This is a genomic window from Salipaludibacillus keqinensis (assembly GCF_003226325.1).
GTDB lineage: Bacteria > Bacillota > Bacilli > Bacillales > Salisediminibacteriaceae > Salipaludibacillus > Salipaludibacillus keqinensis.
Genome location: NZ_PDOD01000003.1, coordinates 568,180 through 594,559 on the forward strand (window position 1 = coordinate 568,180; position 26,380 = coordinate 594,559).

General features: G+C 39.5%; 28 protein-coding genes and 1 riboswitch. Of the genes, 22 read left to right on the forward strand and 6 right to left on the reverse strand.

Annotated features, from left to right (window positions below; translation table 11 throughout):
- The first annotated feature begins 31 nt into the window (after positions 1-31).
- From CR194_RS14780 to CR194_RS14855, 17 genes are all read left to right on the forward strand, one after another.
- On the forward strand, positions 32-937 hold the full coding sequence (locus tag CR194_RS14780) for a MetQ/NlpA family ABC transporter substrate-binding protein (protein WP_110610444.1): 906 nt from the start codon (positions 32-34) through the stop codon (positions 935-937).
- Positions 938-1,061: 124 nt separating this feature from the next.
- The gene (locus tag CR194_RS14785; protein WP_110610445.1) at positions 1,062-1,439 is read left to right on the forward strand and encodes a carboxymuconolactone decarboxylase family protein; all 378 of its coding nucleotides are present in this window, start codon (positions 1,062-1,064) and stop codon (positions 1,437-1,439) included.
- A 384-nt stretch (positions 1,440-1,823) separates the two neighbouring features.
- On the forward strand, positions 1,824-1,976 hold the full coding sequence (locus tag CR194_RS20435) for a hypothetical protein (protein WP_199228181.1): 153 nt from the start codon (positions 1,824-1,826) through the stop codon (positions 1,974-1,976).
- A 468-nt stretch (positions 1,977-2,444) separates the two neighbouring features.
- Positions 2,445-3,227, forward strand: coding sequence for a Fe-S cluster assembly ATPase SufC (gene sufC / locus CR194_RS14790; protein ID WP_110610446.1), 783 nt, complete (start codon positions 2,445-2,447; stop codon positions 3,225-3,227).
- A 26-nt stretch (positions 3,228-3,253) separates the two neighbouring features.
- Positions 3,254-4,561 (forward strand): Fe-S cluster assembly protein SufD, encoded by a 1,308-nt coding sequence (gene sufD, locus CR194_RS14795; RefSeq protein WP_110610447.1) that lies wholly within the window; start codon positions 3,254-3,256, stop codon positions 4,559-4,561.
- Positions 4,561-5,790 carry a cysteine desulfurase gene (locus CR194_RS14800; protein ID WP_110610448.1) on the forward strand — a complete coding sequence of 410 codons (1,230 nt, stop codon included), beginning with the start codon at positions 4,561-4,563 and terminating at the stop codon, positions 5,788-5,790. Before sufD ends, CR194_RS14800 begins: the two co-directional genes overlap by 1 nt.
- Positions 5,777-6,232, forward strand: coding sequence for a Fe-S cluster assembly sulfur transfer protein SufU (gene sufU / locus CR194_RS14805; RefSeq protein ID WP_110610449.1), 456 nt, complete (start codon positions 5,777-5,779; stop codon positions 6,230-6,232). The genes CR194_RS14800 and sufU overlap by 14 nt, the downstream gene beginning before the upstream one ends.
- A gap of 205 nt (positions 6,233-6,437) precedes the next feature.
- Positions 6,438-7,835, forward strand: a complete 1,398-nt coding sequence (gene sufB / locus CR194_RS14810) for a Fe-S cluster assembly protein SufB (protein ID WP_110610450.1) — start codon at positions 6,438-6,440, stop codon at positions 7,833-7,835.
- Between the two features lie 280 nt (positions 7,836-8,115).
- Positions 8,116-8,976 carry a DUF72 domain-containing protein gene (locus CR194_RS14815; protein WP_110610451.1) on the forward strand — a complete coding sequence of 287 codons (861 nt, stop codon included), beginning with the start codon at positions 8,116-8,118 and terminating at the stop codon, positions 8,974-8,976.
- A gap of 134 nt (positions 8,977-9,110) precedes the next feature.
- The gene (locus CR194_RS14820; RefSeq protein ID WP_110610452.1) at positions 9,111-9,935 is read left to right on the forward strand and encodes a sulfite exporter TauE/SafE family protein; all 825 of its coding nucleotides are present in this window, start codon (positions 9,111-9,113) and stop codon (positions 9,933-9,935) included.
- 42 nt (positions 9,936-9,977) lie between these two features.
- Positions 9,978-11,381, forward strand: a complete 1,404-nt coding sequence (locus tag CR194_RS14825; protein WP_110610453.1) for a bifunctional metallophosphatase/5'-nucleotidase — start codon at positions 9,978-9,980, stop codon at positions 11,379-11,381.
- A 49-nt stretch (positions 11,382-11,430) separates the two neighbouring features.
- A complete protein-coding gene (locus CR194_RS14830; RefSeq protein WP_332888672.1) occupies positions 11,431-12,531 on the forward strand; it encodes an HD-GYP domain-containing protein in 1,101 nt (366 codons plus the stop codon).
- Positions 12,532-12,570: 39 nt separating this feature from the next.
- A complete protein-coding gene (locus tag CR194_RS14835; RefSeq protein WP_110610526.1) occupies positions 12,571-13,365 on the forward strand; it encodes a thymidylate synthase in 795 nt (264 codons plus the stop codon).
- Positions 13,362-13,844 (forward strand): dihydrofolate reductase, encoded by a 483-nt coding sequence (locus tag CR194_RS14840; protein WP_110610455.1) that lies wholly within the window; start codon positions 13,362-13,364, stop codon positions 13,842-13,844. Before CR194_RS14835 ends, CR194_RS14840 begins: the two co-directional genes overlap by 4 nt.
- 143 nt (positions 13,845-13,987) lie before the next feature.
- Positions 13,988-14,791 (forward strand): sporulation protein YunB, encoded by an 804-nt coding sequence (gene yunB / locus CR194_RS14845; RefSeq protein ID WP_110610456.1) that lies wholly within the window; start codon positions 13,988-13,990, stop codon positions 14,789-14,791.
- Positions 14,792-14,869: 78 nt separating this feature from the next.
- A riboswitch (Lysine riboswitch) is annotated at positions 14,870-15,049 on the forward strand.
- A 93-nt stretch (positions 15,050-15,142) separates the two neighbouring features.
- Positions 15,143-16,708, forward strand: coding sequence for a Na+/H+ antiporter NhaC family protein (locus CR194_RS14850; RefSeq protein ID WP_110610457.1), 1,566 nt, complete (start codon positions 15,143-15,145; stop codon positions 16,706-16,708).
- Positions 16,709-17,046: 338 nt separating this feature from the next.
- Positions 17,047-18,390, forward strand: a complete 1,344-nt coding sequence (locus tag CR194_RS14855; protein ID WP_110610458.1) for a sodium-dependent transporter — start codon at positions 17,047-17,049, stop codon at positions 18,388-18,390.
- Positions 18,391-18,500: 110 nt separating this feature from the next.
- On the opposite strand, the gene CR194_RS14860 is transcribed toward CR194_RS14855, so the two are convergent.
- Positions 18,501-19,454: a M23 family metallopeptidase gene (locus CR194_RS14860; protein ID WP_110610527.1), complete on the reverse strand. Its 954-nt coding sequence runs from the start codon at positions 19,452-19,454 to the stop codon at positions 18,501-18,503.
- 242 nt (positions 19,455-19,696) lie between these two features.
- On the opposite strand from CR194_RS14860, the gene lipA reads away from it, so the two are divergent.
- Positions 19,697-20,581: a lipoyl synthase gene (gene lipA, locus CR194_RS14865; protein WP_110610528.1), complete on the forward strand. Its 885-nt coding sequence runs from the start codon at positions 19,697-19,699 to the stop codon at positions 20,579-20,581.
- 53 nt (positions 20,582-20,634) lie between these two features.
- Here lipA and CR194_RS14870 read toward each other — a convergent pair whose 3' ends face one another.
- Positions 20,635-21,270, reverse strand: a complete 636-nt coding sequence (locus CR194_RS14870) for a YhcN/YlaJ family sporulation lipoprotein (protein WP_110610459.1) — start codon at positions 21,268-21,270, stop codon at positions 20,635-20,637.
- Between the two features lie 140 nt (positions 21,271-21,410).
- On the opposite strand from CR194_RS14870, the gene CR194_RS14875 reads away from it, so the two are divergent.
- Complete coding sequence (locus CR194_RS14875; protein ID WP_110610460.1) at positions 21,411-21,701, forward strand: YutD family protein; 291 nt, start codon at positions 21,411-21,413, stop codon at positions 21,699-21,701.
- Positions 21,702-21,812: 111 nt separating this feature from the next.
- Here CR194_RS14875 and CR194_RS14880 read toward each other — a convergent pair whose 3' ends face one another.
- The 3 genes from CR194_RS14880 to glpX all read right to left on the reverse strand — a co-directional run bounded on the left by CR194_RS14880 (position 21,813) and on the right by glpX (position 23,406).
- Complete coding sequence (locus tag CR194_RS14880; protein ID WP_332888675.1) at positions 21,813-22,070, reverse strand: hypothetical protein; 258 nt, start codon at positions 22,068-22,070, stop codon at positions 21,813-21,815.
- A gap of 69 nt (positions 22,071-22,139) precedes the next feature.
- The gene (locus tag CR194_RS14885) at positions 22,140-22,406 is read right to left on the reverse strand and encodes a DUF3055 domain-containing protein (protein WP_110610462.1); all 267 of its coding nucleotides are present in this window, start codon (positions 22,404-22,406) and stop codon (positions 22,140-22,142) included.
- 22 nt (positions 22,407-22,428) lie between these two features.
- Positions 22,429-23,406, reverse strand: coding sequence for a class II fructose-bisphosphatase (gene glpX, locus CR194_RS14890; RefSeq protein ID WP_110610463.1), 978 nt, complete (start codon positions 23,404-23,406; stop codon positions 22,429-22,431).
- Between the two features lie 179 nt (positions 23,407-23,585).
- Between glpX and CR194_RS14895 the strand changes: the two genes are divergently transcribed.
- From CR194_RS14895 to CR194_RS14905, 3 genes are all read left to right on the forward strand, one after another.
- Entirely contained in the window at positions 23,586-24,032 is a 447-nt protein-coding gene (locus tag CR194_RS14895) for a DUF86 domain-containing protein (RefSeq protein WP_110610464.1), read from the forward strand.
- 134 nt (positions 24,033-24,166) lie between these two features.
- Positions 24,167-24,808 carry a helix-turn-helix transcriptional regulator gene (locus tag CR194_RS14900; protein ID WP_110610465.1) on the forward strand — a complete coding sequence of 214 codons (642 nt, stop codon included), beginning with the start codon at positions 24,167-24,169 and terminating at the stop codon, positions 24,806-24,808.
- 130 nt (positions 24,809-24,938) lie between these two features.
- Positions 24,939-25,703: a TIGR01457 family HAD-type hydrolase gene (locus CR194_RS14905; protein WP_110610466.1), complete on the forward strand. Its 765-nt coding sequence runs from the start codon at positions 24,939-24,941 to the stop codon at positions 25,701-25,703.
- 108 nt (positions 25,704-25,811) lie between these two features.
- Here the strand turns inward: CR194_RS14905 and CR194_RS14910 are convergent, their stop codons facing one another.
- Positions 25,812-26,300, reverse strand: coding sequence for a phosphatidylglycerophosphatase A family protein (locus CR194_RS14910; RefSeq protein ID WP_233254378.1), 489 nt, complete (start codon positions 26,298-26,300; stop codon positions 25,812-25,814).
- Positions 26,301-26,380: the final 80 nt, after the last annotated feature.

Consider the following 26,380-nt stretch of genomic DNA (forward strand, 5'->3'; position numbering starts at 1 on the left):
CTTATAATAACATTAGGGGGTAACAAACATCATGAAAAAATCTTTACTAAGTTTAACAGCAGTCACTTTATCATTAACGGTCCTTGCCGCATGTGGGGAAGGGAACAACGAAGAAAATTCTAATGCTAACGAAGAGAATGTGAATACTGGCGATAACAATAATAATGATCAGTCAGGGAACAATGAGGCAAGTGAAGATCTAGGCACTTTAGTTGTAGGGGCGTCTAACATACCCCACGCTGAAATTCTGGAGTTTGCACAACCGCTTCTTGAAGAAGAAGGAGTAGACTTACAAATTGAGTCTTTTAACGATTACATCTTACCAAATGAGGCGTTAGCTGAAGGAGAATTAGATGCTAACTATTTTCAGCACGTTCCTTATCTTGAAGATCAAATAGAAGAGCATGGTTACGATTTCGTTAATGCAGGTGGCGTACATATTGAACCTATCGGCATTTACTCTCAAGAGTATGACAGCTTGGATGAACTTCCAGATGGTGCTGAAATCATTATGAGCAGTTCTGTGGCTGACCACGGTCGTATCCTTATGATGCTTGAAGAAGAAGGGTTAATTACCTTAGCTGAAGGAGCAGGAATTGGAGCGTCAATTAGTGATATTGAAGAGAATCCAAAAGACCTCCAGTTTTCCGATAACGTAGAAGCGGCTATTCTACCAACTGCTTATGAGAATGGTGAAGGGGATGCGGTTTTAATTAACTCAAACTATGCACTAGATGCTGGCCTTAATCCACTTGAAGATGCCATTGCGACAGAATCAGCAGATACTGATAATCCTTATGTTAACGTCATTGCGGTAAATAATGGCGACGAAGAAGACGAACGTATTTTAACGTTGCTCGATGTCCTTCGCTCTGAAGAAGTTCGTGACTATATTATCGAAACGTACGATAACGCCGTTGTACCAGTTACTGAATAATTTATTTTCTAAAGCAGGACCTAAAGGGGTCTTGCTTTTTCTTTATGATGTTGAATCTTATACATAGAATACTTCTTGCTCAGGCACAATAATTCTAAACCAGATGAAGGAGTGTGACACGATTATGGAGCAACACGAACAGCACTATGGATCCTTTGTTCAAGATGCTTTACAACACTATAAAGAAGGAATGGGAAAATTTACTGAGCAAATGCCAGACATAGCCCGTAAATATCATGCTTTTACGGAAGCTTGTTTCGAAGAAGGGCACCTCTCACAAAAACAAAAACAACTAATCGCTTTAGCTGTTAGCTTGAATGCTCAAGATGAATATTGCATCATTTATCATGTGAAAGGATGTTTAGATCAGGGGGCAAGTAGAGATGAAATTTTAGAAGCAGTTGCCGTAACAGGCGCCTTTGGCGGTGGTGCAGCGATGAGTCAAGCAGTCACTCTTGTGGAAGACTGTATGAACGATTTTTCAGGTGATCTTCTTTCGTAATATCTCTATTGAGGAGGTATGACACTGTTTTTTCGTCTTATTAATGAAATAACAGGTTATTAACGTTTTTTAGGTAATTTGCGAAATTGTAAAACAATTAGGAGGTAGTTGTTCAGATCCGGAGCAAATACTAGAAAACAGAGGTTATTCTAGAAGAAGAGTGGGTGAGTTTTCTTCACATAGTGTCACTAATCTTTGTAAGATAATATCACAGTAAATGGCGATTGGTTCGAAACATTCTGAATGCTACAATAAATCTTGTGAATAATGATCGTCATTTACATAGTCTTAGCTGAGCTGATACTAGCAAATGAATGAATCAATACAAACGGGAAAGGAATGTGATTTATTATCCATCAGATTCAGACGAAACACACGACTGAGATGGAAAAAGCGATGTACCAATCTTATGGAATAGGCTATGAGGAGTACAATCGTCGTTTAGACAATCGCCTTAAAGTTGAAGAAGAAAGAGAAAAAGATTATCAGAAAAGTTTATCATTAGTAGACGAGTACCAAAAACAAATGCACGTTTAAGAAAATGAACAGCGGAAATGATATCATTACAATATAAAAAACAGATGGCTATGATTAATCATACCCATCTGTTTTTTCTTTTCAATTCGTTTTGTAATTAATATTCATTCTCAATTAGAAACGAATTAATCAGATCTATTGAGAATGATTCAGTGGTTAACTTCATGGGTAGCAAGACTGCCTATGGAACAGTTAGTCAATAATCAACGAAAAAAGACAAATAGCTTCTGTTAAATTTTTACGAATCTTCTCATGTAATTCTTTAATTATCCTTGTTTTTCAAGAATGAAACGAGCATGAATAGAAAAAATGGGGGAATGATAAAAAGAATTGTGTATATTCCTTGAACTGATTTTGCATATGATATAAGATTGTAATGAGAATAAAGTGAGAATGCGATCTGCTTTCGCTTTTCTCATATTAACATGTTTTCAAACAAACTTTCAAAAAATAAATGGAGGTACAATCATGACGAAACCAAATCTTACAGTCAAAGATCTTCATGTTTCAATTGAAGAGAAAGAAATTCTGAAAGGCTTCGGAATTGAAGTAAACGGCGGAGAAATTCACGCTATCATGGGACCAAATGGTACAGGGAAATCTACATTGGCTTCAGCGCTAATGGGACACCCAAAATTTGAGGTCACAGAAGGTCAAGCAACAATCGGTGGAGAAGACCTTTTCGATATGGACGTAGATGAACGTGCTCGTGCAGGATTGTTTCTTGCAATGCAGTACCCAAGCGAAATCTCAGGAGTGACGAACGCAGACTTTATTCGTTCAGCAATGAATGCAGGACGTGAAGAAGGCGACGAAGTATCACTTATGAAATTCATTCGTCAAATGGACGACAAAATGAACACATTGGAAATCGATGAATCTTTCCAGCACCGTTATTTAAACGAAGGTTTCTCAGGTGGGGAAAAGAAACGTAACGAAATTCTTCAACTTCTTATGCTTAAACCTGAAATTGCCATCCTTGATGAAATCGATTCAGGTCTTGACATTGATGCACTTAAAGTCGTTTCAAAAGGTATTAACGAGATGAGAGGCGATGATTTCGGCTGTATCATCATTACTCACTACCAGCGCCTTTTGAATTACATTCAGCCTGACTTCGTTCACGTAATGATGCAAGGACGAATTGTGAAATCTGGTGGACCTGAATTAGCGAAAAAACTAGAGGAAAAAGGTTATGACTGGATTAAAGAAGAATTAGGAATTGAAGACGAAAAAGTAGGTCAAGAATAGATTCGGTTGAAAGAGGAGGAATAAAGATGACTACGGAAATCACTTTTCCAGTAAATCAACAAGAAGTTACGAACTTCTCTAAAGACCGACAAGAGCCTCAGTGGTTCACGGACTTACGTCTTTCGTCTTTAGAGAATGCATTTAGTTTGGAATTACCCAAGGCAGAAAAAACAAGAATTAATAAATGGAATTTCACATCATTTGATTTTGACGCTAAAACGTCAGGAAGCGGAAATTTCTCTGATTTGTCCGACAGTGTAAAATCACTTGTAGGAGAAGAAAAAAACATTCAAAACTTGATCGCACAAAAAAACGGTGTCACTACGTTTCAAGCGCTTCATGAAGACTTGAAAAATAAAGGTGTTATTTTTACTGATCTAACTACAGCTTTATCTAATCATGAAGAATTAGTGAAGAAATACTTCATGCAAGATGCAATCTCAGCCAATGAAAACCGTTTGACTTCTCTTCATGCCGCGTTAGTAAATGGAGGTACTTTCCTTTATGTACCTAAAAACGTTGAAGTAGAGGTGCCGCTTCAGGCCGTTTATTCCCATGAAGGAACATTCGGATTATTTAATCACGTAGTAATTGTTGCCGAAGAGAACAGCTCTGTCACATATGTAGAGAACTATCTTTCTGAAGGTTCTCATTCTGAAGCGGTAGCCAATATCGTCGCTGAAGTGTATGTAGGAGATGGTGCAACCGTTCGTTACGGTGCTGTAGACAATTTATCAGATACAGTGACGACGTATGTAAATCGTCGCGGCCAAGTCACTGGACGAGACGCTAAGCTTTATTGGGCACTTGGTCAAATGAATGATGGCAATACGGTTTCTGAAAACACAACTTATTTAGTTGGAGAAGGTTCTTACGGTGATACAAAAACGGTATCTATCGGTCGCGGAAACCAATCTCAAAATTTCACAACAAACATTATCCATTTTGGAAAACATTCCGATGGTCAAATATTAAAGCACGGTGTCATGAAAGATTCAGCTACTTCTATTTTCAATGGTGTTTCAAAGATCGAACATGGAGCCACTAAAGCAAATGGTGAGCAGACTGAACGAGTTCTTATGTTAAGTGAAAAAGCAAGAGGAGATGCGAACCCAATTCTTCTTATCGATGAAGATGACGTAACAGCTGGTCACGCTGCTTCAGTAGGTAAGATCGATCCTCTTCAAATGTTTTACTTGATGAGCAGAGGTCTTACGAAAAAAGAAGCGGAGCGTCTGATCATCCACGGTTTCTTAGCGCCTGTTGTGAATGCATTACCAATTGAGTCTGTAAAGGAACAATTGTATGATGTGATCGAAAGGAAAGTATACTAATGAATGTCCAATCAGTCCGACAAATGTTCCCGATTCTAGACCAAGAAGTCAATGGACATCCGCTCGTGTATCTTGATAGTGCTGCGACTTCACAAAAGCCAAAACAAGTGATCGATGCGATTGAGGACTATTACAAGCGATACAATTCCAATGTGCACCGCGGGGTTCATACCCTCGGTTCAATGGCGACGGATGGATATGAAGGTGCAAGAGAAAAAGTTCGCAAATTCATTAACGCCAAAAGCATGGAAGAAATCGTCTTTACTCGTGGAACAACGACAGCGATCAATCTTGTGGCATCAAGTTATGGGAGAGCGAATGTTGGACCTGAAGACGAGATTGTCATCACGCCTATGGAACATCACAGCAACATTATTCCTTGGCAACAATTGGCTAAAGCAACAGGAGCAACGTTGAAGTATATCCCATTACAGAAAAATGGAACGATCGCCCTTAGCGACGTAGAAGAAACGGTCACGGAGAACACGAAAATTGTCTCTGTGATGCAAGTTTCAAATGTATTAGGTACAATCAACCCGATTAAAGAGATTGCTTCCGTTGCTCATAAACACGGTGCTGTTATGGTCGTTGATGGGGCACAAGCTGTTCCTCATATGAAAGTCGATGTTCAAGATTTAGACGCTGACTTTTACGCTTTTTCCGGTCATAAAATGTGTGGTCCTACGGGTATCGGTGTTTTATACGGGAAAAAGAAATTATTGAAGAACATGGAGCCTATTGAATTTGGCGGAGAAATGATTGATTTCGTTGGCTTATATGACTCTACTTGGAAAGAGCTTCCTTGGAAATTCGAAGGCGGTACTCCTATCATAGCTGGTGCTATTGGATTAGGTGCTGCGATTGATTTCTTAGAGGAAATTGGTTTAGACAACATTGAAAAACATGAACAGAAACTTGTCGCCTATGCCATGTCTCAACTTGAGAAAATTGAGGGTGTCACGATTTTTGGTCCTGGGCCAGACGAAAGAGCTGGTGTGTTGACGTTTAATTGCGATGACGTTCACCCTCATGACACGGCGACAGTGTTAGATGCGGAAGGTGTGGCTGTAAGAGCGGGACATCACTGTGCACAGCCATTAATGAAATGGCTTGAAGTAACAGCTACAGCTAGAGCCAGTTTCTACGTGTATAATACAGAAGAAGATGTGGATGCTTTTGTAAAAGCATTAATAAAAACAAAGGAGTACTTTGGAGATGTCTTTGGGTAATCAACTAGACACGTTGTATCGTCAAGTGATCATGGATCATTATAAAAACCCTCGAAATCGTGGAGAGCTTGAGGGCGACTCCTTGAAAATCAATATGAATAACCCTACGTGTGGAGATCGCATTCAGCTACAAATGAAAGTGGAAGATGGAAAGGTTTCTGAAGCGAAATTTGTTGGCGAAGGGTGTTCAATTAGTTTATCTTCAGCATCGATGATGACTCAAGCAGTGAAAGGTCTTCCTGTTGAAGATGCATTGAAATTGTCTGGGATCTTTTCTGATATGATGCTGGGGAAAGAGTACGATGAAGAAGATTTTGATCTTGGTGACATTGAAGCGTTACAAGGTGTCGCAAAATTTCCTGCTAGAATTAAATGTGCAACGCTAGCGTGGAAGGCTATGGAGCAAGGTCTTAATAAAGAAGATAAAGAAGATTCAGAATAAAGGATTTGGCTATACTTTGTTTTTACTATGTATGTAGTGTAAAATAGAGTTAACACCTTTTCAAAGGAGGCTAAGGGTTTCCGACTGTTTTTTAATCGGGTTTCGTTAAAGGCCTTTTAACTAGAAGTTGTCTACCGTTCATAAACGTTTTTGTATAGAGAAAGATGGCTTACGCTATCTTTGAATTAAAAGAGGAGGGTTTCACATGGCTAAGAAAATGCCAGAAATCAGTGAATATCAATATGGCTTTCATGATAAAGACGTATCGATTTTCCGTTCAAAAAAAGGGTTAACTCGTGAAATTGTTGAGGAAATTTCCCGCATGAAAGATGAGCCTCAATGGATGCTCGATTTCCGTTTAAAGTCCCTTGAACAGTTTTATAAAATGCCTATGCCTCAGTGGGGTGGAAACTTAGCTGAGTTGCATTTCGATGATATCACGTACTACGTGAAACCATCTGAGAAATCTGAGCGCTCATGGGATGAAGTTCCTGAAGAGATCAAAAACACTTTTGATAAATTAGGAATCCCTGAAGCAGAGCAAAAGTACCTTGCTGGTGTTTCGGCTCAATACGAGTCAGAAGTGGTCTACCACAACATGCAAGAAGAACTTGAAGATATGGGTGTCATTTTCAAGGACACAGATACTGCTCTAAAAGAGGAGCCTGAAATTTTCAGAAAGCACTTTGGTACAGTGATTCCGCCAACGGACAACAAGTTCGCAGCGTTGAACTCAGCTGTATGGTCTGGTGGATCATTCATCTATGTACCAAAAGGCGTGAAGACAGATACACCTCTTCAAGCATATTTCAGAATTAACTCTGAAAACATGGGACAGTTCGAGCGTACGCTTATTATTGCTGATGAAGACAGCTCTGTTCACTATGTGGAAGGTTGTACAGCACCAGTCTATACAACGAATTCTTTACACAGTGCCGTTGTTGAGATTATCGTTAAAAAAGACGCTTACTGCCGCTACACTACTATTCAAAACTGGGCACCAAACGTATTCAACTTAGTAACAAAGCGTGCGGTAGCTGAAGAAAATGCCGTTATGGAATGGGTAGATGGAAACATCGGCTCTAAATTGACAATGAAATATCCAGCAGTTGTAATGAAAGGCCGCGGAGCTCGCGGAAACGTTCTTTCAATCGCCATCGCCGGTAAAGGGCAGCATCAGGATGCAGGAGCAAAAATGCATCACTTAGCACCTGATTGTTCGTCAACGATCGTGTCTAAATCCATCTCCAAGCAAGGTGGTAAAGTAACGTATCGTGGTATTTGTCACTTTGGTCGTAAGTCTGAGGGCTCTAAAGCGAATATCGAATGTGATACACTGATTATGGATAATGAATCCACGTCCGATACGATCCCATATAATGAGATCTTAAATAATGACATCACATTAGAGCACGAAGCAACCGTCTCTAAAGTTTCAGAAGAACAACTTTTTTACTTGATGAGTCGCGGAATCTCTGAGCAAGAAGCCACAGAAATGATCGTAATGGGCTTCATTGAGCCATTTACGAAAGAGCTTCCTATGGAATATGCCGTAGAGATGAACCGTTTAATCAAGTTTGAAATGGAAGGTTCTATCGGTTAATATTGTTTTAAGTCAGCGAATCCAGTTTCAACTGGGTTCGCTTTTTGCTCGTATCCCTGCACTCTCATAATAGTCGCCTTTTAAAGGGGTCAGTGAAGGTAATATTAAATAAATGAAGAAAATCTTTTCGATTTGCTCACTCTCGACGAAGAGATTATAATGAATACATAAAGATTTTAACTGTACAATTCATCTTATACTACTCATTTTTTAGAAGGGAATAGTGGATCTAGATGATCTGGATCCGCTCTTCTTTTTTGTTGGAGGGAGCTAATCAACAATGGGTAAAATAAACATCGGTTTGACAGGTTGGGGAGATCACCATTCTCTTTATGAAGACGTAAAGTCACCGTCTAATAAACTTTATGCCTATGCAGGTCATTTTCCAATCGTAGAACTTGATTCATCTTTTTATGCAATTCCTCCTAAGAGAAATATTGAAAAATGGATTCATGAGACGCCAGAAACCTTTCAATTTATTGTGAAAGCATATCAAGGGATGACTGGTCACCAAAGAGGAGAAATTCCGTTTGAAACGAAAGAACAAATGTTTCAAGCATTTACTGAAGCGTTCCGACCGATGAAAAAAGCTGGAAAGTTAGCGATGGTTTTATGCCAATTTCCTCCGTGGTTTGACTGTCAAAAAAAACATGTGCAGTATTTGAAAATGGTTCGAGAACAATTAGCAGAATTTGAAGTAGCTTTGGAGTTTCGTCATCAGTCTTGGTATAACGATACATATAAACAGAAAACATTAGCATTTATGGCGGAGGATAACTGGATTCATTCCATATGTGATGAACCACAAGCTGGAGAAAGATCAGTTCCGTTTGTGCCGATCGTGACACATAAGCAAAAATCATTTGTACGCCTTCACGGAAGAAACAAAGCAGCTTGGAATAAACCAGTTAAAGGTGAGGAATGGCGGGACGTTCGTTATTTATATGATTATTCTGAAAAGGAATTGGACGAGTTAAGTAAAGAAATTCATCACTTGTCTCTTCAAGCAAACCAAACATATATCGTGTTTAATAATAATTCAGGAGGGCATGCTGCTGGAAATGCTCAGACCTTGATGAATAAATTAGCCATTAAGTATGAAGGTTTAGCTCCTCGGCAATTAAACTTGTTTGAAGAATAAACCTTTATTAGAGGAGTTATTATGAAAACATTCATAAATATAATTGCAATGGTTCGACAACTTCCGTAATATGCAGTGTATACTTTATTACAAGGATGAATTATTAGAACCGGTTTAGGAAGCAGGATTAATAAATGGAATGGATTGTATTAGCCTTATTAGGATTAGTGGCAGCAATATTAGGTAGTATTATGGGATTAGGTGGCGGCATCATCATCGTTCCTGCGTTAATGATATTAAGTGAATACTCCTCCATATTAAATGGGATCACTCCTCAAATAGCTGTTGGTACCTCTCTTTTAATTATGATTTTTACGGGGTTGTCCTCGACACTTGCCTATGTAAAACAAAAAAAAGTAGATATTCAAAGTGGACTTATTTTTTTTATTGGAAGCGGTCCGGGGGCTTTGTTTGGGGTGTGGTTAAATAAAGACATCAATGTAGATGTCTTTCTCATCGCCTTTGGAATTTTCATTGTATTCGTTTCATTTGTATTAATGGTTCGAAAACACATTAAGCCTTTGCAACTTAAAGCGAAGGGAATTCAAAGGTCATATGTGAATGAAACAGGGCAGACAATGCACTACGGTTTTCAACCTATCGTAGCAGTTATCATTTCTTTCTTTGTCGGTATGTTTTCCGGGTTATTTGGAATTGGTGGCGGATCCCTGATGGTGCCGGCGATGATTTTGCTCTTTGCCTTTCCACCTCATCTCGCTGTAGCGACGTCCATGTTTCTCGTGTTCTTATCTGCAACCGTCAGTTCTATTTCACACATTAGTTTAGGAAACGTGGATTGGTTTTACGCTCTGGCGCTTATTCCTGGTGCTTGGGTTGGAGGACAATTGGGTGCTGCGATCAACAGAAGAATGACGAGTGATACAGTCGTATTGATGCTACGAATTTTCTTGATTATTATTGGTGTTAGATTGATATACCAAGGAGTAACGGGTCTTTAATACCTTCTCGAAATGAAGAAGAATGGAAGGATGTCGTGTCTATTGACGATCGAGAAATTGCGAATTATCCATACAAATGATTTACATAGTCAACTGGAGAAATGGCCAGCAGTCACTGCTCTTATAAACAAGTTGCGAGAGGAAGCGCACCTCAATCAAGAAGAAGTCTTGTTGTTTGATATTGGTGATCACTGTGACAGGGTTCATCCTATGACCGAAGCGTTGTTAGGAAAAGGGAATGTGCAACTTCTAAACGAGATGAATTATGATGCTGTCACGATAGGGAATAATGAAGGGATCACCTTTTCGAAACAAGACTTGGATGACTTGTATGAATTAGCTGAATTCAAAATCATTCTTAGCAATTTAAAGAATATTGATGATAAAAGGCCGTCTTGGGCCACAGCTTATCAAATATATACGTTAGATTCGGGCTTGAAAGTTGGGGTAACAGGTGTCACAATCCCATTCAAGCTTTTCTATGAAACATTGGGATGGAAGGTAACCGATCCCTTTTCTGCGCTTGAAGAAACAGTAAATTTCCTTCGTTCAGAAGTTGACTTCCTTGTATGTTTGTCTCATTTAGGATTGAGCGAAGACGAAAAAATGGCCAGAGAATTTCCCAGTATTGATCTTATCTTAGGGGCTCATACTCATCACGTATTAGAATCAGGTAAGAAAGTAAACCAAACATGGATCAATCAGTCTGGCAGATCAGGTACCTATGTAGGTGATGTTACAATAAATTTTGAGGAGACTGAGACAGGCTCTTTTACTGTAGAGGTTGACCAAGTACAGTCTTTGAAAGTGAATGAGAAGATCCGTGATGCCGTATCAGAAGCTTCCCTTGAAAAACTGATGACTGAAGGAAAGCAATTGCTTAATAAAGAAGTCACGGTACTTTCATCGGAACTCACAGTCAATTGGTATGAACCTAGTGCATTTGCTTCGTTGTTATCAGAAACGTTGCGACAATGGTGTAATGCTGATATTGCCATGGTAAATGCGGGCGTTATTCTTCGTAGTTTAGAGAAAGGACCGGTCACACTTGGAGATTTGCATGAAATTTGTCCCCACCCAATTAATCCAGCAACTGTGATGATTTCAGGAGAAAGATTATTGGAAACGATTCGTCAATCACAGCAAGATGAAATGGTTCATTTCCCATTGAAAGGGTACGGCTTCCGTGGAAAAGTATTGGGACAGATGATTTTTGACAATATTGAAGTGGTTGGTAAACAGAGGTATGTGAATGAGAGAAATGTGTTAATAAACGGAGAACTTCTTGAAAAGAGTCGACTTTATAAATTAGCTACATTAGATATGTTCACATTTGGTCATTTATATCCTACAATCAGTTCCATTCGGGAGAAAGAGTATTTCATGCCCGAGTTCTTAAGAGATTTATTAGCATGGAAATTAAATCAAGGACATTCTCCGAAATAAAAGGGCAATTCAAAGCAGGAGTCATGGAAGGAACGGGATTTAAATGAAAATGAAGTCGATATATTCTGTATCCAACCAAGATCGTTTAGCCAAGCCAATTTATAATGATCTTGGCCAAACCCTCTTGAACATTGGTGTGGTTCTGTCAGATCGAATGATAGATCGGTTAAAGGAAAAAGGAATTTCTTATATTTATATTGAAGATTCATCAACTACCGATATTTACGTAGAAGATACGATTAATGGAAAAGTACGGTCCAAATCATTAAAAGACATTCAAGAGAACTTTACGACCATTTCGAAACAAATGGCCTTAGGAAAAGCTGTAGATATTGATGGACTTTCCCCTTCCTTCTCAACGATTGTTAAAGAGATTTTATCCGAAATACAGTCCAATAAAGAAGCCGTGTCGATGCTCTCAGACGTGATCTCTTATGATTCCTATGTGTTTCATCATTCATTAAATGTGACCGTCTATTCGTTAGCATTAGGACAAAAAATGGGATTAACGGATCCTCAGCTACACGAGCTCGGCTTAGGAGCGATGCTCCATGATATCGGGAAGATGAGCATACCGATAGAGATTTTGAATAAACAAGAGAAATTATCGGATGAAGAATTTGACCAAATTCAAAGCCATGCGACAGTTGGATTTGAAATGTTAAGAAAATCGCACACACTTTCCTTGTTGACGGCGCATTGTGCTTTCCAGCATCATGAACGTATTGATGGTTCTGGTTATCCTAGAAACATATCAGGTGATGACATTCACTTCTATGCAAAAATCATTGGAATCGCTGATGTATTTGATGCGGTGACGTCAAATCGTGTCTATCGTCGAGCGATGCTACCACATGAAGGTATGGAGCTTTTATACAGTGGCGCTGGTACCCTTTTTGATAAAGATGCAGTCGATCTTTTTTCTAAAATTGTAGCGATTTATCCAGTAGGTTTAGAAGTGAAGTTAAGTGATGGTCGAGAAGGTGTGGTTGCACAAAACAATAAGAATTTACCCTCTAGACCAGTGATCAGAGTGCTAATGGAAGAAAATCAGCTACCATGTGAGTACGACTTGGATTTGGCTACCGAATTAAATGTTACTATTGTAGAATGTGAAACAACGATAGGAGCCTACACTACGGCTCGGTAAAGAATCGGTTCAAAGAGAATGATTATTCGAGGTGATGAAATGAAAACGTATTTAGATTTATGCAATCATATTCTCCAAGAGGGCACGGAGAAAGACGATCGTACAGGAACAGGAACGATTAGTACATTTGGATATCAAATGAGGTTTGATCTATCAAAAGGTTTCCCCGTTTTAACAACGAAAAAGTTGGCGTTACGGGCGATTATTCATGAGCTATTATGGTTTATTAAAGGTGAGACGAACATTGAGTATTTAAAAGAAAATAACGTTCGAATTTGGAATGAATGGGCAGATGAAAACGGCGATTTAGGTCCAATATATGGAAAACAGTGGCGTTCGTGGCCGGCTAGTAATGGGGAGACGATTGATCAACTTGGAGAAATCATTGAGCAAATTAAAACGAACCCTGACTCTAGAAGGTTAGTGGTAAATGCATGGAATGTTGCAGATTTAGACAAGATGGCTTTGGCTCCTTGTCACTGTTTGTTTCAGTTTTATGTAGCGGATGGTAAATTATCTTGCCAGCTCTATCAACGTAGTGCAGACGTATTCCTAGGAGTTCCATTTAACATTGCATCATACTCTTTGTTAACGATGATGATTGCTCAAGAATGTGGATTGGAAGTAGGGGATTTTGTTCATACATTAGGGGACGCCCATATTTACCTTAATCATGTGGAGCAAGTGAACCTTCAATTGACGAGAGAACCACGGTCTTTACCGACAATGAAGTTAAATCCAGATAAGAAAAAAATTGAGGACTTTACGATTGATGATTTTGAATTAATTGACTATGATCCTCATCCTCATATTAAAGGGGAGGTCTCCGTATGATCTCCATGATCGCAGCTTTTTCCAAAGGACGCGTGATTGGGAAGGACGGCGAAATGCCTTGGCATCTCCCAGCAGACTTGAAACATTTCAAGAATGTGACAAGTGGCCATCCGGTATTGATGGGGAGGAAGACGTTTGAATCGATTGGGCGACCGTTGCCGAAGAGACAAAACATAGTTTTAACGAGAGATAAAGATTTCACTTCACAAGGGATAGAAGTCATTCACGACTTTTCTGAAGTGGATCCTCTCATGGCGGATGAGAAAGAATTTTTCGTCATTGGCGGGGCGACGATCTATGAGCAGCTTATGAAAAAAGCAGAACGATTGTATATCACAGAAATTGAGGCAACTTTTGAAGGCGACACACATTTTCCTCCCATCTCTGATCTTGAGTGGAAAGTTGTCTCTTCAGAAAAAGGAATTGTAGACGAAAAAAATCCATATCCTCACACGTTCATTATTTATGAACGAATTTAAGAAGTGAACACTTCAGGTTTGATCCTGAAGTTTCTAACTTTTTTTAGGAACTGGACTTGAGATGTTTTTCTCAAGTTCTTTTTTTATTAGTACAATCTCCCTGTTCTCTTGCATATGAATGTGTTGTAGAGGGGGAATTGACCATGAAAACTTTCCGCACCAAGCGGCCTCGCCGCAAGAAAAAGGGACCTCTTCCTTTTAAGTATGTCTTTTCTATATCTTTAATCATATTTGCGATCTTGACCATTTATGGTCTGGTTGTTGTTGAAAAGGGGATTAGACCGACGTTAATTGAAATTGCTAAAACAGAGACACAACGAATCGGTACACTAGCTATTAATGATGCCATTTCCCGCCATATTTTAGAAGACACAGAAATGGAGGAGTTAGTGGAGGTGGAAAAAGATGATCAAGGAAAGGTGATGTTCGTCCAATACAATCCAGTGATTTATAATCGGGTATTGCAAGAAACAACAAAACGGGTGCAAAATTACTTGAACGATATTGAACACGGCCGAGTAAGGGATATACGCATTCCTAATGAAGTGGATATTCACAGTGAGGGAGCGACTTTCTCAGAAGATGGGATCATTCACATGATTCCACTAGGTCAAGCAACAAATAATGCGTTACTTGCCCACTTAGGTCCACGAGTACCCGTTCGATTATCAGCGATCGGGGATGTAAAATCTCAATTAAAAGAAAACGTTCTGCATGTAGGGATTAATAATACGTACATGAGTGTCTCTGTAGAAATAGAAGTTGACGTAAAAGTCGTTATTCCATTTGCAACAGATACAGAAGTGGTAAAGACTTCGATTCCTGTAGCGATGGTATGGATCCCAGGAGAAGTTCCAGAGTTCTACAGTGGTTCTGGAGGAGAAGGTGGGATGACTCCGGCGGTGATCCAGCGTCCAGAAGAATTTGATGAGCATTTTTCGGATTAAAAGGTTGAAAAGTACTGGAAGGTTTGATAATATAATCTTCGGCTTGAAAATTAAATAAAAGGTGGAATACCTCATCTGTGATGAGGTAGAGGCGCAAAACGTAAGAGTAGAAAACGGGAGTTGGACGACGAAGATCGTTTTTGAAAGGATGTTTTGCCGAAGCATTGGCGTTCAGTCCAGAACGCAATAGCTGGGGTTACATTGAATAAGTGTAACACTGTCACTTTAGGGAAACCTGAGTGGAGGACTACTGATTTATTGATGGGGAATCATCATCTTGACTTCATATTGAAGCGGCAAGGGATTTCCTCTTGCCGTTTTTTTGTATTTATTATTTGAAGGAGGATTCATATGGAACATGGTATTTTATCATTATTACCACCTGTATTAGCACTCATTATGGTGTTGATTACGAAAAGGGTTTTATTATCTCTTGGTGTTGGGATTATTGTAGGAGCTCTGATGGTCAATCAATCAGAAGAATTGTTCTTAAACGAAGCGTTGGCTCAAATTATTTCAATAGTCACGGGGATTTTCGTAACCGATGGCGGAGTGAACACGTGGGAATTTTACATTATTTTATTTTTACTGATTCTTGGAATGATTGCTTCACTAATTACGGTAACAGGTGGTGCCCGCGCCTTTGGTGAATGGGCTCTAACAAAAGTGAAGTCCAGAGTAGGGGCACAATTTGTCTCCGCATTTCTAGGAATAATTATATTTATTGACGACTATTTCAACAGTTTGACAGTAGGGAACGTGAGCAGGCCTTTTACAGACCGGCACCGTATTTCGAGGGCTAAGCTAGCTTACGTCGTAGATTCAACTGCAGCACCAATTTGTGTTGTGTCTCCAGTATCTAGCTGGGGAGCCTATATCATTACGATCATTGGTGGTATTTTAGTGACGCACGGCGTTACGCAATATGAAGCCCTTCAAGCTTTCTTATTAATGGCACCGATGAATTTCTATGCGGTGTTTGCTATTTTACTTGTGTTTGCTGTAGCTTACTTTAAATTGGATTTCGGTCCTATGCGCATGCACGAGAAACGCGCTCAAGAAACTGGAGAACTTGTGGACAAAGAGAAAGGGCCGGTTCCAGGTGAAAGTGATGACGCGAAGCCTATGACAGAAGGAAGCGTTATGGACTTAATATGGCCGATTGCAACACTAATTATTGCAACGGTTATGTTCATGGTCATTACGGGTATGCAAGCAACAGAGGGCCCGAACTCTTTACTTGCTACCTTTGAAAATACAGATGTTGCTGCTTCATTGTTATATGGTGGGTTAATTAGTTTGGTCGTCACAATTGTCATTTCCTTTTTACGCAGCTTGCCAGTTAAGCATGTTGGAATCGGAATATGGGCTGGAATCAAATCTATGCTTCCAGCTATTTATATCTTAGTGTTTGCCTGGACAATCATTGAAATCATTGGAGAATTAGGAACAGGAGAATATTTAGCTTCTCTTGTTAATGAACACATTCAATTAGGCTATTTGCCTGCTTTGTTGTTCATCGTTGCAGGATTCATGGCATTTAGTACAGGAACGTCTTGGGGCACATTTGCGATTATGTTACCTATTGCGGGTGAAATAGCTGCGGTGACAGATATCACATTAATGTTGCCGGTGTTAGCCGCGGTCTTGGCAGGGGCCATCTTCGGTGATCACTGTTCCCCAATTTCTGATACAACGATTCTTTCTTCCACTGGAGCAGGAAGTCATCATATTGATCACGTCTTGACTCAGCTTCCCTATGCGATCATTGTAGGGCTTATATCAACGGTGTCTTTCCTTGTCTTAGGGTTTACTGGTAGCGTATGGGCCGGTTTACTTACAGGACTCGTTGTCTTTGTATTAACAGTATTTGGTCTGAAGCTGGTTATATCGAAATGGTTATATAAAGAAGCATAATTACGAACCCACATCTATTATCGGTGTGGGTTTCTTTGTATAAAGGAATGTATAAATTATGACTTGAAAATATTTCTAAGCTGTGGAAAGACATGGTGAAAAAAATATACATACCCAAGAATAAAGTCTCTCTATTGTGCATATATTCAAATTTTTATAGAATATTCAGAAAAAACTTTGACAAGTAATTGTCAGATAATTATAATAAGATAGTAAAGGCAGAATATATATAAGTTAGAGGCTCAGACAAGGGGGGGAAGAAGAGAAGGGGCCTAATTGATAAAAAAATAGATCTACTAACAAGTAACTAGGAAAAGAGACTGAAAGGGGTTAAAGAGATGAATAAAGGACGGGAACAATGGGCTACGAAAATGGGCTTTATATTAGCTGCCGTAGGTTCCGCAGTTGGTTTAGGGAATATTTGGCGATTTTCGTATGTAACAGGAGATAGTGGTGGAGCGGCCTTTTTATTAATTTATGTATTATGTATCTTTCTTGTTGGACTTCCTGTACTACTCGCTGAATTTTCCATCGGACGCCGAGGACAATCAGATGTTGTTGGCTCCTTTAATAAAATTGCTCCAGGCAAACCTTGGGTGATCGGTGGTGTATTAGGAGTATTAACATCATTCTTAATTTTATCTTTTTACGGTGTTATTGCCGGTTGGGTTGTTTACTTCTTATATAGCTATATAACCGGTTCTGCCGGAGCGGTAGAAGAAGGTGGTTATGCAGATTTCTTCTTGAACTTTATCGGGGGCTCCGTTGGGCCAGTATTCTGGCAGTTCTTCTTTATGGCGTTAGTTATAGCCATTGTTTTCTTCGGTGTTAAAAAAGGAATAGAATTTTCAAATCGTATTTTCATGCCTTTACTAGCTCTTATTTTAATCATCTTGGCAGGATATAGTTTAACGTTAGACGGTGCGGGAGAAGGGCTAAGCTTCTTATTTACTCCTGATTGGGGTGCATTTGGAGAGCCAAGTGTCTATGCGGCAGCCGTCGGTCAAGCATTCTTTACCTTATCACTGGGTATGGGTGCCATGATTACGTACAGTAGTTATTTACCAAAAGAGACAAGACTCCCAAGTGCAGCAGGTGGCGTCGTTGTTCTTGATACATTGTTTGCGATCATTGCCGGGATTATGATCTTCCCTGCAGTATTTACCTTTGCTAATGTTGAACCTGATGCAGGGCCGGGATTGATCTTTATTGTGTTGCCGGAAGTATTTAATCAAATGGGTACGGGTGGAACAATATTCGCGATCTTCTTCTTCTTCCTTGTAGCCATTGCAGCTTTATCTTCAGCTATTTCACTATTGGAAGTTAGTGTATCCTATTTAATGCGTAAGATGAATTGGGAACGTCGTAAAGCTACAATCATTGCGGGGGTAGTTGTTACATTATTTGGTGTCCCATCAGCACTCAGTCAAGGTGGACCATTAACTTTTACCGTTTTTGATCTTCCTTTCCTTGATCTGATTGATACGATCACAGATAAGTACACGTTACCTCTCGGTGGTATGATCATCGCCTTATTCGTAGGTTGGGGATGGAATCAAGTCGATGCCTTGAAAGAAACAGGACTTACAGATTCTGTTATAGGTATGATTTGGTTATGGTTTATTCGCATCGTAGCACCATTAGGTATTGCTTGGATTCTGTTCTTGAATATCTTCTCATAAAAAATCAAAGAGAAAGCTCAACGTCTTTAAAGACGTTGAGCTTATTTCTTTTCATAGGAAATTTTTTAATACTTATCATGTTGGTGCTGGCTGGGAAATGACCTATTGCATCAGGAGCTCTTCCTACTTCTCTCAGCCTTCTCCCAAGCTCTAAGTGATGGGTACGGATCGAAAGACCATTCAAAAAACCCATTATCTTTATACATTCCGTAGTGGAGATGAGGGGGGAATTTCCCTTGCGTTCCTTCTTTTCCATAGCCTGAACTCCCTACATAACCAATGATGTCACCAGGTTGAACAACAGTGCCTCGCTCAACACCTTTTTCAAAGCCGCTTAAATGAGCATAATAGTGATAAACGTTATTGGTGTCACGTATGCCAATTCGCCATCCGCCATATTTATTCCAGCCTTTTAGCTCGACGATGCCATAAGTGGTTGCTTTGACTGAAAGTCCATGCCCAGCAAATATATCTGTTCCTTCATGAATTCTCTTGCCACCCCAACCACGAGCATTCCCCCACGTGCTCCGGTAGCTGTAATTGGCTCCTAATGGCACTGGGAAAGCACGTTTTCTTAAATCAAGTGTGTTGGCAGTGCGATAAGTTTTAGCGTGGCCTAGAATCAACTCTACAGCTTTATCTCGTTGGTAATAATCCCACAGCCCTATTTTAATATCCTTTTCATTAAATCCATAAGAAGAGAGAATATCTGCAAAGGTGAACAAAAGGTCTTCGTCGTTTGTTGGGTCAGCAACTCCGTCCCCGTTACCGTCTTTCCCAATTCCATCATGATAGGCAATCGACTGAGGGTTTTGGTCATCTTGCAAAGGATTTGTGATCCCTTTCCATTTTTCAGGTGAGATATGAATGGCAATTAGGCCTTCTTCTTGTGGCAAATCCCTTCTTGCTTGGCGAAGCGCCCGTTCATAACTATCGACTGCAGCAAAATAATACCAAGGTAGAGAAGTGGAAGCTTCTGTTTTCAAATACAAAGCCATCCGTTCTTGGTCAAGTTGTTCTGACGACATGTCCCCAACACTTTGCGCTGAGGTTGATGAGGGCATAAATGGTAGACATATGATCAAAATTAGAAAACATATGATCAATCTTAAAGGCACGAAGATCGTCTCCTCTCGAGTACTTTTTCCTTATACTTTGATAAAACAGCTGTTTTCATACGTAAGATAACTACTAAAATAGACCTTTGAGATCTATTCTATAACGTGTTAAAGTAAAAACTAGCATGATCTTACAAAAGATTCGTACGTTTTAAATCATGCAAAGAGGATAAAGGAGTGTGGGTGAATTGGGAAAGCAAGAAGAATATGTCCGAAAACCTGAATGGTTAAAAATTAAATTAAATACAAATGATTCCTATAAAGGCTTAAAAAAGCTGATGAGGGAAAAAAACTTACATACAGTATGCGAGGAAGCAAAGTGTCCAAATATTCATGAATGTTGGGCAGAAAGAAAAACAGCTACCTTTATGATCTTAGGAGATATTTGCACAAGAGCCTGCCGATTTTGTGCAGTGAAAACAGGGCTCCCCACAGAATTAGATGAACAAGAGCCAGAGAGAGTGGCTGATTCAGTGAAATTAATGGATTTAAAACATGTGGTTATCACTGCGGTAGCAAGGGATGATTTAAAAGACGGCGGTGCGAAAGTTTTTGCCGAAACTGTGAGAGCAATTCGTAGAAAGAGTCCATTTACTTCCGTGGAAGTTCTTCCTTCAGACATGGGTGGAAAAGAAGAGAACTTGCGAACACTAATCGAAGCCAATCCAAATATATTTAATTATAATGTAGAAACGGTTCGCAGACTCACTCCAACCGTCCGTGCAAGAGCTACGTATGAAAGAACGTTGGAAGTATTACGTCGGTCTAAACAAATCAAACCGAATATTCCAACTAAATCGAGTCTTATGCTTGGACTGGGAGAAACGAAAGAAGAAGTGATGGAAACGATGGATGACTTGCGATCAGTTGATGTGGATATTTTAACGCTAGGTCAATATTTACAACCAACGAAATCGCATTTGAAAATCAAGAAATACTGGACACCAGAAGAGTTCGCTGAACTAAAAGAAATTGCTATGGAAAAAGGGTTTAAGCACTGTGAGTCAGGTCCTCTTGTCCGCTCCTCTTACCATGCAGATGAGCAAGTGAATGCAGCAGCAGAAGCTAGATAAAGTGAAAGAAATCGTCACAGATACGTGACGATTTCTTTCAAATGAATTAATAGCTAATCATTCATGTGTGATGACATTTCATTACGCATCTTTTTATTTTCTGAATCCGTTGATTGGCCTTGAGGGAACTCTTTCATTTGTTCAATGGTTTGTTCTAATGCTTTAGCATGGGTGTTGTTTTTTGAAGAACTGCCCTTAAACCGCTCGATTTCATCCATGAACTCAGGGGAATCGGCTACGTAGATGTCGAAGTATGACGGAACGACAGACATGGCTGTTTTCTTTACTTGATCGGCCACTTTTTCACGTTCAGGCGAACCTTGAGCATTGCTCGCATAGGCAATAAGTACATGTTGATCTGTAACGAGAACCCCAACATCATTTACATCTTTAATCATTGCAGCCATTTCACTTATGCTCTCAGCTAAAAGTGAGCGGTCGTATACGGAATATCCTGGGATGCTTCCTTCCTGTCTAACAGAATTTTTCGTATTACGTTGAAAGCCATATTGCGTGTAAGGATCGCTGCTACGCACTTCTTCTTTATTGATAGCTTGACTTTGATCATCCCGTCCATACCCTCTCATAAAATCAAAAGTTTGATCGTCAGTATTACCTGTATTGCCACAGGCGACAGAGACTAGTGAGATTACTACAAGCAGAAAGGCCATTTTTGTTTTTAATATCATTGGTATCCACCTCCTTAATGGTAGGATGTACAATTGATGAGTCTCACATTGTGGTAAATAGTGGGTAGTTAAATGAAGTAAACATTGAAATTTTTCGTAAATTAAGGCAACATAGAAGTAGTGAAGGTAGGTGTTTGTGAATGGTTCAAATTCAGGGTCAAACGTATGAAGTAGTTGAAGAAGTTCGGGATGGTTGGTCTGAAGAAGCCTTTAAAGAAAGATATAGTGATGTATTAAATAAGTACGATTATATTGTTGGTGATTGGGGCTATGAGCAATTACGATTAAAAGGATTTTTCGAGGAAAATAATCGTAAATCAGCTCCCGATGCGAAGATTAGCTTCTTGCCGGAATACTTATATGAATATTGTAATTTTGGTTGTGCCTATTTTGTTGTAAAGAAAGTAAAAGAGCAAAAGCAGCCTTCTTAAATCTTAAAGAAGATGCCCTGAAGCTTGGGGCATCTTCTTTAAGTTCAATAAGGTAGGTTTTGGGATAAAGTGACATGACGATTCATAAGCAATAAATAAAATGATATTTACTTATTTCTTCGGATCATCATGTGGTGGGTGAGATCCTGGATCTTTACGTTGTAACCCTTCATGAAGCTCGCGATTTTCATAGGTGAAAGCACTAATCGAACGCTGTCCAGGTTGCCATGGGGAACTTTTACCAAGAGGGGGTTCAATAGGGGAACCGTACGCCCCTTCAGGAGTGATTTCAGGCAATACTTCATGACGGTATTTCTCGACAGCAGCAAAATCTTCATATTCTTCATCTTTTGAGTACAAAAACAGCACCTCCATGTCACTAGTATGTGATAACGAGGTGCTGTTTCATGTATTCATGTCTTCAGTTAACGTTAGCGATTAAATGACTTCATATAGAAATTCTCTTAACTCTCGTCCGTCGTCTTCATCTAACTGAAAAACGGTTTCTAAATAACCTTCTTCTTCTAAATCATCTGTGCCAATAATCGCATAACGACTAGATTGCATATTGAGAACGAGCTTCTTTCCATAATACCGTGTGGTTGTTGTGATAGCTAAATCAAATCGCTGCTGTTCACCCATGAAACTGACAAAGCGTGTTTTAGTATCTTCTGCTTCATCATATAGAAAAAAACGTTCGGACATTTGAAATCGCTCCCTTGTCTAATTAAGTATGCTCGGGCATGACTAAGTGAGGTTTCTGGTTTAACTGATGATGGGCTTTAATGTAACGAACCGTCCCTGTTTTGGCTCTCATCACAATAGTATCTGTTTCAACTAAATCTCCTCCAAGAAAACGAACTCCTTCTAGAAGTTCACCTGAAGAAACGCCAGTTGCAGCAAAAATCGCGTCATCACTTTTCACAAGATCATCTAAAGTAAGGAGCATCGTTGGATCATCCAATCCCATTTCTTTACAACGATTGTACTCATCATCATTCATTGGAACGAGTCGAGCTTGCATGTCTCCTCCAAGAGCTTTGATCGCTGCTGCTGAAATGACCCCTTCAGGTGCTCCACCAGTACCTACAAATAAATCAATACCTGTGCGTGGCAAAGCAGTCGCAATCGATGCGCCTACATCACCGTCTCCAAATAGTTTAACACGAGCGCCCTTCTTTTGAACACGTTCGACTAATTCTTGATGGCGTTCTCTTTCTTGGATGATTACAGTCATGTCGCGGACACGTTTGTTATTCATTTTTGCTACGATATCAATGGTTTTTTCTATCGGATCGTCTAATCGAACTAATCCAGCTGACTCGGGACCAACAACGAGTTTCTCCATGTACATGTCTGGCGCATGAAGGAGGGTCCCTTTGTCTGCAACAGCGATAACAGCCATAGCGTTAGGGTGTCCTTTGGCTACAATACTAGTGCCTTCAAGAGGATCCACAGCAATATCTACTTCCGGACCGTGACCGGACCCTAATTCTTCTCCAATATAAAGCATTGGGGCTTCGTCCAATTCGCCTTCACCAATAACGACAGTTCCCCTCATATTTACGGAGTCAAACATCGTGCGCATAGCCGTTGTTGCAGCGTCATCCGCTTCGTTCTTCAATCCTCTTCCCATCCACTGGGCAGAAGCCAATGCAGCTGCCTCTGTTACTCGTACAATTTCCATTGCAAGTTCTCTATCCACAATGATTCCTCCAATATTTGTTTGATTCGGGTTATACTATACATACAGCTTCTAAATCCTTCATCATAATAACAAAAAATACATACAAAATAAATCTTATTTTGATATTTAGTGCACTTTTTTTAAAGAAAGCCCTTTCAATATGTTATACTAATTTAATTTTTATAGGAGTGGTTTCAATGTACTTTGTAGATGGTAAATTGATGGAAAAAAGACTTTCTTATTTGGAAAGCATGATTGAAGAATTTAGTAAAATGAAACTTCCAGAAACTTCAGAATCAGAACTGGCTCTCGAAAGAATGTGTCATATGATGATTGAAGTGATGATGGACATCGGTAACCAAATGATCGATGGTTTTATTATGAGAGATCCTGGTAGTTACGAAGACATAATACATATTCTTGTGGATGAAAAAGTACTTTCTAAAGATGAGGGTAAAGGACTTGAAACACTCATTCCATGGAGGAAAGAATTGATCCATCATTATATTGATTTAAATACAGCTGATTTGTACCATTCTTTTAGAAAGCAGTCCAGCACACTTCTCCAATTTCCGGGTAAAATTCGTAAGTATGTTGAAAATGAGTTAGGTCCAGTGTCGGCTTTTCTTCCCAACAAAGAGTAAGAAAAGGCTGAGTGTGTAGTAAGTGAAATAGTGAACAAATTATGAACGGATTAAGTCAATTTTAGAAACTTTGTTGATATTAAATTTACTGTTATGGAAACCTTCGATAAACTAGAATAAAGGAAGGTGAGGATATGACCACGAAAACCACCTCAACACGAGACCAAATTCTAAGCTTGTTGAAAAAGAAAAAACAAATGACAGTATCAAGTATGGCAAAAGAGTTGGCGATCACAGAGATGGCAGTTAGGCGGCACCTGAACACGCTTGAGAGAGATCATATAGTTGAAACGAGCTTGTTGAGACAGGCAATGGGAAGACCGACGAATGTGTATCAACTATCAGCCGAAGGTCAAGAGTTATTCCCTAGAAATTATCGCGACTTAACGATAGAGTTATTGAGAAATATTCAAGAAATTGAGGGACTAGAAAAAGTTCAAGAACTATTTGATCAACGGAAAGAAAAGATGAGACTTCGCTATGAAAAGCGGATGTTCTTAAAGGACTTTGATAGCCGTGTCCATGAATTACAAACCATTCAAAATGAGCAAGGCTACATGGTAGAAGTAGAGAAAAATGAAGATGGAACTTATACCTTTAAGGAATATAATTGTCCAATTGCCGAAGTAGCAAAAGAATTTCCCGTCGTTTGCAAGGCGGAAATGGAATTGTTTAAAGACCTATTAAAAACCGCCCATGTAGATTGTCAAACATGCATGGCTACTGGACAAGAAGGTCACTGCTGTTATAAAATCAAACAATCTGAGACAATGTAAACGTCACTCTATAGGAGTGGCGCTTCTTTTTTCCAGGTTGAAGAATATTCCACTAAGATCCCCCTGGAAAATTTTATCTAATGCGACCCCGCCAAGTATTACAGAGAGATGATGTAAGGAGATGTTCATTATGAAACAATATAAAGGCTATTTAATTGATTTAGATGGAACGATGTACCGTGGAGAAGAGAAAATCGAAGCTGCTTCGAGATTTGTTAAAAAGTTAGAACATAAAAACATACCCTATTTATTTGTCACTAACAACTCTTCGAGAACGCCAGCTGAAGTGGCAGATAAGCTTATTTCAATGGACATTCCTGCTACTGAGGGTCATGTTTTCACTACGAGTATGGCTACAGCGCAGTACATAGATCAAACATATGGAAAAGCAAAAGTTTATATGATTGGAGAAAGAGGATTAGAAGATGCTTTAGTGAAGCAAGGACTAGAGTTGGTAAACCAACATGCAGATGTGATAGTTATGGGGATTGACCGAGAAATTAATTATGAAAAGCTTACCACCGCTTGTCTTGCGGTAAGAAAGGGAGCGGCATTTTTGTCGACAAATGGGGATGTAGCCATTCCTTCAGAGCGAGGGCTACTTCCAGGTAACGGCTCTCTCACTTCTGTTGTTCAAGTCTCCACGGGGGTTAAACCAACCTTTATCGGCAAACCGGAGTCGATCATTGTTGACCAAGCTCTTGAAGTATTAGGAATGAGCCGCGATGAAACAGTCATGGTTGGAGATAATTATCAGACGGATATTCTCGCGGGTATACGAGCAAATATGGACACAATCATTGTTCATACAGGTGTCACTTCAAAAGAACAGTTGAGTAAAGAAAATATCCAGCCGACTTGGTCCATTAAGTCATTAGATGACTGGGAAGTATAACGTGTTGCTGAATCGCAAATAGCTTAAGACGACTGGAGAGAAAGGATAGATCCATTCGTCTTAAGCTTTTTTTATTTTGGTTTTGTTACAACGTTTTTTTACAAAGATCTAAGATTCTTCTGTTTTATGCGCTAATCGGCTTGAGGCGGCGGCAGCAATCGCACCGACAATATCATCTAAAAAGGTATGGCAACCGTAATTTTTGTTGTTCAACTTTTTTAAGATACCTGGCTTCACTTTGTCGATATATCCGTAATTAGTAAATCCGATTGAACCGTAAACATTGACGATGGACAAGGCGATGATTTCATCAATGCCGTAAAGCCCTTCATCACGATCAATGATTTCTTGAAGAGGGGAGGCTAACTTTCCTTCCTCAGCTAGTCGGTCAATTTGAATCCCTGTTAATATGGCATTATGCACTTCTCTTTTACTAAGAACTCGGTTGACGTTGTCTAAACATTCCTCTTTTGTTAATTTAGGATAATAACCTGATTGGAGTGTGTAAACCAAATCTGCTATATCCTCCAACGCTACTCCACGTTCAGAAAGCCACTTTTTAGCTGTTTCTTCAACGATGCCTGGATGATTTTTCATCATTTCCTCCTGCTTTCAGATTGTATTTTGTTTGATTTAGTGTATTCATAGCCATCAAAGATATTCCCTGCTGTGGAACA